The sequence below is a fragment of the Lutibacter sp. genome, from assembly GCF_040883305.1.
Lineage (GTDB): Bacteria > Bacteroidota > Bacteroidia > Flavobacteriales > Flavobacteriaceae > Lutibacter.
Map to the genome: position 1 here is coordinate 1 of NZ_JBFLKT010000275.1, position 7,714 is coordinate 7,714.

Consider the following 7,714-nt stretch of genomic DNA (forward strand, 5'->3'; position numbering starts at 1 on the left):
ACCTGGGCCAATAACCAGTTGGTTTGGATTATTGCTATTGCATTTAAGCGATGCAGTTCCAATGAATTGGACCTTTTTAGGAATTACTTTTGCAATTGCATTTATTATTTGGCTAATCGATTACATTATACCTGCAATGGGAACTAAACGCTTTGGTGGTACTCGCTATGGTGTAATTGGAACTATGGTAGGCTTGGTGATAGGTATCTTTTTCTTCCCTCCTTTCGGACTTATTATTGGTCCTTTTTTGGGTGCTTTTATTGGTGAGTTACTAAATGACAATAAAGATTCTAAAAGAGCTTTAAAAGCTGCATTTGGATCTTTTATTGGATTTTTAACTTCTACTTTTTTAAAATTTATCGCTGCAGTAATTTATACTGGTTTATTTTTCTCTATATTTTGGGAGTATAAAAGTGTGTTCTTTTAAATAAAACTTAATTAGTTTCAATTGAATTTGCCACTATCCAAGCACTTGTCCATGCATTTTGAAAATTAAATCCGCCTGTTACGGCATCAATATTTAAAACTTCACCTGCAAAAAATAGATTTTTATGCAGTTTACTTTCAAAATGTTTAAAATTTATTTCTGTTAAATCTATGCCTCCAGCCGTTACAAATTCATCTTTAAACGTGCTTTTTCCGTTTACTTTAAAAACAGACTTTGTTAACTGATTTGCTAAATTCTCTAATTGCTTATTATTTAATTGTGCCCATTGAGAATCGATTGAAATTTCTGCAGAAATCACAAATTTTTCCCATAAACGCTTTGGAATTTCTTCAAAAACAGAACGTAAGACAACTTGCTTTTTAGACTGTTTTTTCTTTTCTGATTTTAAAAAATCTAATACAAATTCTTGTTTTTTAGACAACCAATTAACTTCAATTTCAAACTGATAATCTTTTTTATTTAATTCCAATGCTCCCCAAGCAGAGAGTTTTAAAATTCCTGGCCCACTTAGACCCCAATGTGTAATTAACAGCGGTCCCTGTTCGGTAAGTTTAGAGTTTAATACTTTTACCGATGCTTTAGGAACTGAAATACCTGGAATATCTTGCAATCTAACATCCTTACTATTAAAGGTAAATAAAGAAGGAACTGGCTGTACAATTGAATGCCCTAAATCTTGCATCATATTCCACACTTTTGCATTACTTCCGCTTGCTACCAACACATAATCTGCAACAAATCCTTCTGAATTTGTTTTAATAATAAACTGTTCGTTTTCTTTTTCTATGGAATCAACTCTTGTACTTGTTTTTAAAATTACACCAGCGTTTTTTGCACTTTCTAAAAAGCAATCTATAATAGTTTGTGAAGAATTACTTTCTGGAAAAATTCTGTTATCGTCTTCAATTTTTAAGGGAATTCCTCTAGTTGAAAACCATTCCATAGTGTCGCCAGTCATAAATTGATGAAAAGGTCCACGCAATTCTTTTTTACCTCTTGGGTAAAACTCCACCAATTCACTTGGCGTAAAACAAGCGTGAGTTACATTGCAACGTCCGCCACCACTAACTTTTACTTTTTGCAGCACTTTTGCACTTCCTTCTAAAATTTGTACTTCTAAAGTCGGATTGAGTTCTGCTGCATTAATCGCCGCAAAAAAGCCTGCTGCTCCACCTCCTATTATTATTAGTTTTTTCATAAGTATTCTTTTCAAATCGTCAACCTGAATTTATTTCAGGTTCTCATCCACTTTGTTTTATTATGATGTGATTCTGAAATCGAAGATTCAGCGAAGCTAATCAAGTTCAGAATGACGGCTTATAATGTTTAAAATATTAAATCTTGATACGAAATAACAGTTTCAAACCCTTTTTGTTTAAAATAACTTGGTGTATCATCGTTTCCAGTTGCTAAAATAAAATCGCCTCCCCATGCACCTAAACTTTTTGTTTGTCCGAAATAATCTGAAAACAACTCTTTTTGAACCGATTGTAACTGAATTGTTTTTGAAACTAATTGTTCATGTTCTAACATTAATTCTTTAAAATCCTTCAAATTATCACTTGCCAAAAATAATTCCGACAACTTTGAAATCTGCTGAATTTCAGAAGTTAACGTCCCTTTTAAAGTTTTATATCTTTTAATTCCTTCCCTACTATTTTGCTTTTTATTTAAATACACAAAATACAATTGATTTTTAAAGATTGGACTAAAAGCTACTTTTTCAACTAATGGGTTTATTCCATTTCTTGTGTATAAAATTGGTGTATTATTTTGTGCGCAAGCAATATCATAACCACTGCCTCCAAAAGTGTTTTCTAATAATCGGTAAGGATTTACTTTTGCCCAATTTGCTAAATTATTAATTAAGGTTGAAGAAGTTCCCAATCCCCAATATTTTGGAAACGTAAGATTTGTTTTTACTAAAAACCCATTTTCTGAATTCAAAAAAGCAGGATTTAGTTTTTGTGTTTCTATTAAGATTGTTCTTAAATTTTCAGCTAATGTATCATTTCCTCCATCTTTAGTTGCTTCAAAATCCGCTGAAACTAATCGTAATCTGGGTAGGTCGAAAATTACTTCTAACCAACAAGCTCCGGTATTGGTATAACTTTGCCAAATTAATTGCGGTTCTTTAATTGGTTCAACAATTAAATCTTGTCCACAAGTTGTTGGCACAGCTAAAGATGTTGCGCCATCAAGCACAAAATACTCACCTGTTAATAATAATTTTCCGTTGCTGTAAAATTCCTTCATTAGTTATCTCCAACCAATTTATTATATGCCTCAACCACGGCATTGTGCGTAATGGTTTTATGTTCAAAATAATCGATTAAATATTGTTTTTCTTCATCACTTGCACCCAATTGTTTAATAATATTGGTTAAGTGCATTTTCATATGTCCTTTTTGAATTCCAGTTGTTGTTAATGCACGTATGGCAGCAAAATTCTGAGCCAAACCAGCAACTGCAACAATTTTCATCAATTCTTTTGCGGAAGGATTATCTAACAATTTTAACGACAGTTTAGACAACGGATGCAATTTTGTTAAACCGCCAACTGTTCCTAACGCTAAAGGAATTTCAATCCAAAATTTAAAAATTCCGTTTTCTATACTTGCATTTGTCAAACTTTTATAACGTCCGCTTTTTGCTGCATATGCGTGTGCTCCTGCTTCAATAGCTCTAAAATCGTTTCCAGTAGCAATAACAACAGCATCAATTCCATTCATAATTCCTTTGTTGTGTGTTACAGCTCTGTGTGGCTCTGCGTTTGCAATTTGAACAGCTTGCACAAATTTTTGAGCAAATAATTCAGAATTTTCTGCATATAACTCTTCAACTTTACAGCTTACTTCAGCGTGCACTAAGCATTCCGGAACATAGTTAGATAAAATACTCATTACAATTTGAATAGCTGAATTTTCAAACTCATTCGCAATTGCTTCTAAACAAGAATTTATAAAATTAGCGCCCATACTATCCATTGTTTCAAAAGTAACATATAGTTGATAGTAATTTGCAAGTTCACTGGTTTTATCCCGCAATTCTATGTCTAAAATTCCACCACCACGCTTTTGCATATTTTGGGTAATTGCTGCTGTTGCGTTTAATAAGGCGGCTTTCTTTTGTGAAAAGTATTTTTCAAGTTCTATGTTAGTCCCTTCAAACATAAAATGAACTTGTCCAACTTTTTTAGTTGAAATTACTTCAGCCTTAAATCCGCCACGTGTACTCCAAAACTTTGCAACTAAAGAAGCCGCAGCAACAACAGAACTTTCTTCAATTACCATTGGAATGGTATAATCTTTATCATTTATTACAAAATTTGGTGCAATTCCAAAAGGCAAATAAAAATTAGAAATGGTGTTTTCAATAAAATCATCGTGCAAATCTTGAAGTACGGGATTGGAATTCCAATACTGCATTAAAATTTGCTTCACTTTAACATCATTCTTAAAAAAGTTTAAAACTAACCAATCTATTTTTTCGAGCTTAGTGAGTTTTGAAAACCCATTAACGGTTTTAGACATTTAATATGATTTTAATTATTTGCACAAAGATAATTTTTTAAAGATTAAAATTAACAATTTTACCAAATGCAAATTTTTATGACTTATTTCAGCTTCATTTTGCGAAATTTTTCTTAAACTTGACACTTATTTTAAGAAATGATAATTTTATAAAACGAGCATGCTAAAAAGTTTATCATCAAAAAATGAAATTACTAATAGGGAACTGCAGGCCTGTGCTGAGCGGAGGCGAAGTATGACCGTTAAAAAACAATAATATAGATACATGAAAAAACTACTTATTCTCTTTATTGCAATAACCTCATTAGCGACAGCCCAAAAACAAGATATTACTTTAGAAGAAATTTGGAATGGTACTTTTAGAACCGAAAGAATGAATTCGTTAAACTCTATGAATGGCGATTTTTATTCGTTGTTAAATTTTGATAGAGTTACTAGAAGTTCTTCGGTTGATAAATACAGCTATGCCACATTAGAAAAGGTTAAAACCATAGTTGATAGCAAGGATTTAAACGATTTATCTTATTTTGAAAACTATGATTTTAATAACGATGAAACAAAATTATTGTTAGGTGTTGATACCGAACCAATTTATAGACGCTCTAGCTTAGGTGTTTTTTATGTATATGATATCGCTTCAAAAAAATTGCAATTAATTGATGAAGACAAAATACAAGAACCAACTTTTTCACCAGATAGCAAAAAAGTAGCCTACGCAAAAAACAATAATATTTTTATTAAAAATTTAGAAACTAATGCAGTTGTTCAAGTAACTTCTGATGGTAAAAAGAACTTTATTATTAATGGTATTTGCGATTGGGTGTACGAAGAAGAGTTTTCTTTTGTACGTGCTTTTGATTGGAGTTCAGATAGCAAAAACATTGCTTTTTTACGTTTTGACGAGACAGAAGTGCCTGAATTTTCTATGCAGCTTACCGGAAAGGAATTGTATCCTACTCAGCAAGTTTTCAAATATCCAAAAGCAGGAGAAAAAAATGCAGTTGTAACATTACATCTATATAATTTAGAAGCTGAAATTACTTCAAAAATAAATTTAGGTGATTACGAATATATTCCAAGAATAAAATGGACTAACAATGCAAATACACTAAGTGTTATTGCTTTAAATCGTCATCAAAATAACTTGAATTTATATTTTGTAAATGCAACAAATAATACTGCAAAAGTTGTTTTAAATGAAACTGATAAAGCGTATGTAGATGTTCACGATAATTTAACATTTTTAAAAGATAATAGTTTTATTTGGACGAGTGAAAAAGATGGTTATAATCATATTTATCATTATTCTGAAGAAGGAAAACTTAAAAATCAAATTACCAACGGAAACTGGGAAGTAACCAATTTTTACGGAATTAATGAAAAATCTAAAACCGTTTATTACCAATCTGTTGAAGATGGTTCTATAAACAGAACTATTTATTCCATAAAATTAAATGGAAAAAACAAACAACGTTTAACAAATGCTTCCGGAACAAATAGTGCATCATTTAGCAAAAATTTAAATTACTTTATTAATACTTTTTCTGATGTTAATACGCCTTCGGTTTATACACTTCACGATTCAAAAGGAAAACAATTAAAAGAGGTTTTAAACAATACTAAGCTTTTAGAAAAATTAGCTGATTACAAGCTTTCACAAAAAGAATTCTTCACAATGAAAACTGAAAATGGCGAATTTAACGCTTGGATGTTAAAACCTTCAAATTTTGATGCCAACAAAAAATACCCATTATTTATGACGCAGTATTCTGGTCCAGGCTCCCAATCTGTTAGTAATACTTGGAATGGCGCTAACGATTATTGGTTTCAGCATTTAACTCAACAAGGCTTTATTATTGTTTGTGTTGACGGAAGAGGAACTGGTTTTAAAGGTGCTGATTTTAAGAAATCTACGTATCTAAATTTGGTGAAATACGAAACCATTGATCAGATTGATGCCGCAAAAGAATTGGCTAAAAGACCGTATATTGATGCAAACGAAATTGGAATTTGGGGATGGAGTTTTGGTGGACATATGAGCACGAACTGTTTGTTAAAGGGAAACGATGTTTTTAAAATGGCAATTGCAGTTGCTCCCGTAACAAGCTGGCGTTTTTACGATACTGTTTATACCGAACGTTTTATGCGCACCCCTCAAGAAAACCCTACCGGTTACGATGAAAATTCACCTATAAATTATGCAGACTTACTGAAAGGGAAATTTTTATTGGTACACGGAAGTGGAGACGATAATGTGCACGTACAAAATACCATGCGTTTAACAAACGCTTTAATTGCAGCAAATAAGCCTTTTGACCATGCTATTTATCCAGACAGAACACACTCAATTTACAGAGGAAAAAATACAAGGCTTCATTTGTACAATAAAATGACTACTTTTATCCGAGAAAATTTAGGAAGTGGAAATAATGAATAAACTTTTAAAACAATAAATATCTTTTTTAAACATAAATCTAATCTATAATTATGACTAACAAAACTTCAATGCAAGGACATCCAAGTGGATTAATGACGCTATTCTTTTCAGAAATGTGGGAAAGAGTATGTTACTATGGTATGCGCGTGCTACTAACACTTTATTTAGTAAAATCTCTTATGAAAGGTGATGCCGATGCCGCAGTAATTTATGGGGCATATACAGGTCTGGTTTATGCTGCACCTATAATTGGTGGTAAATTGGCGGATAAATTTCTTGGATATAGAAATGCAGTTATGTTAGGAGCAATCCTAATGGCTATTGGGGAGTTTCTGATATTAGGAGGATCTGAACAGTTTTTAATGATTGGTATGGGAGCATTAATAGTTGGAAATGGTTATTTTAAAGCAAACATCTCTACAATTGTAGGTAAATTATATAAAGATGATGATCCTAGAAGAGATTCTGGTTTTACAATATTTTATATAGGAATTAATATTGGTGCACTTATAGCAACCACTCTTATTGCATATGTGGGTGAAACGTATGGATTTAAATATGGATTTGGATTGGCTGGATTTGGTATGCTACTAGGTTTAATTATATTTTGGACTGGAAGAAAAAACTATGCTGCCGCTGAAGGACTTGGTTTTACCGAAGAAGGGAATCAAAAAGTTTTTGGTGGATTAAAAAAAGCTCATTTAGTTGGTATTTTATCGCTAGTTCTTATTCCAATTGCTTATTTTTTAATTATGCAAAATAGCTGGTTAGATTATATCTTACTTGCGTTATTTATATTAATCTCTTTTGTATTAATTAAAGCGGGTGTAGATGCCGATGCTAAAGAAACAGTAAAAGTATGGAAAGACAGAATGATTGCGCTCCTTATTTTTATGGTAATAAATATTGCGTTTTGGGCTTGTTTTGAACAAGCAGGAACATCATTAACTCTATTTGCTGATAGAAATGTTGACAGAAGTATTTTTGGATGGGAAATGCCAGCTTCAATGACACAATTCTTTAACCCTTTCTTTATTATTGTATTTGGGTCTATATTCTCTGTAATGTGGGTGAAACTTGCAAATATTGGTAAAAACCCTAGTATTCCAATGAAATTCGCTTTTGGTATTTTACAATTAGCTTTAGGTTTTTTAATTACAAACATTGGTTTACAATTTGTAAATGAAGCTTATCAAGTACCATTATTAACTTTAGTTATTTTATACCTATTACACACTACTGGTGAATTATTTTTATCCCCAATTGGACTGTCAATGGTTACTAAATTATCTCCAA

At 31.7% G+C, this 7,714-nt stretch carries 6 protein-coding genes; 3 read left to right on the plus strand and 3 right to left on the minus strand.

Going from position 1 to position 7,714, the window contains the following annotated elements; all coding sequences use genetic code 11:
• Positions 1–427: DUF456 domain-containing protein (locus AB1Z17_RS08535; RefSeq protein ID WP_368051383.1), on the plus strand; the 427-nt coding region annotated here is incomplete at its 5' end.
• A 7-nt stretch (positions 428–434) separates the two neighbouring features.
• On the opposite strand, the gene AB1Z17_RS08540 is transcribed toward AB1Z17_RS08535, so the two are convergent.
• From AB1Z17_RS08540 to AB1Z17_RS08550, 3 genes are all read right to left on the minus strand, one after another.
• Positions 435–1,646: an NAD(P)/FAD-dependent oxidoreductase gene (locus tag AB1Z17_RS08540; protein ID WP_368051384.1), complete on the minus strand. Its 1,212-nt coding sequence runs from the start codon at positions 1,644–1,646 to the stop codon at positions 435–437.
• A 128-nt stretch (positions 1,647–1,774) separates the two neighbouring features.
• Complete coding sequence (locus tag AB1Z17_RS08545; RefSeq protein ID WP_368051385.1) at positions 1,775–2,704, minus strand: GYDIA family GHMP kinase; 930 nt, start codon at positions 2,702–2,704, stop codon at positions 1,775–1,777.
• The gene (locus tag AB1Z17_RS08550; RefSeq protein WP_368051386.1) at positions 2,704–3,981 is read right to left on the minus strand and encodes a hydroxymethylglutaryl-CoA reductase, degradative; all 1,278 of its coding nucleotides are present in this window, start codon (positions 3,979–3,981) and stop codon (positions 2,704–2,706) included. Before AB1Z17_RS08550 ends, AB1Z17_RS08545 begins: the two co-directional genes overlap by 1 nt.
• Before the next feature lie 265 nt (positions 3,982–4,246).
• On the opposite strand from AB1Z17_RS08550, the gene AB1Z17_RS08555 reads away from it, so the two are divergent.
• The gene (locus AB1Z17_RS08555) at positions 4,247–6,418 is read left to right on the plus strand and encodes a S9 family peptidase (protein ID WP_368051387.1); all 2,172 of its coding nucleotides are present in this window, start codon (positions 4,247–4,249) and stop codon (positions 6,416–6,418) included.
• Positions 6,419–6,468: 50 nt separating this feature from the next.
• Positions 6,469–7,714 (plus strand): peptide MFS transporter (locus AB1Z17_RS08560; protein WP_368051388.1); only part of this gene is annotated, 1,246 nt, incomplete at its 3' end.